Source organism: Bacillus sp. SIMBA_026 (genome assembly GCF_046535335.1).
Taxonomy (GTDB): Bacteria; Bacillota; Bacilli; order Bacillales; family Bacillaceae; genus Bacillus; species Bacillus velezensis.
Genome location: NZ_JAWRWX010000534.1, coordinates 1 through 231 on the forward strand (window position 1 = coordinate 1; position 231 = coordinate 231).

Annotated in this window: 1 protein-coding gene; it reads left to right on the forward strand. The window is 47.2% G+C overall.

From position 1 onward, the window contains the following. Window positions 1-231, forward strand: a 231-nt coding sequence (locus tag SB847_RS22435) for a TolC family protein (protein ID WP_410578985.1), incomplete at both ends; no start/stop codon positions are given.

Consider the following 231-nt stretch of genomic DNA (forward strand, 5'->3'; position numbering starts at 1 on the left):
ACCTACCTTCCATTGACGTGACCGCTGGCGTAGGTCGTCAGGATCAGCAAAATGATGGCCGTGGCAGTTACAGTAGTGACTTTGCTGAATTAACCCTTACTCAAATGGTATTCGACGGTTTTGCTACGCGCAGTGAAGTGGAGCGTTTAGCTCGCAATAGCTTGATTGCTTACTTTGAATTACTGGGTGCCAGTGAAACGGTGGCACTGGAAGCATTCGAAACATATTTAG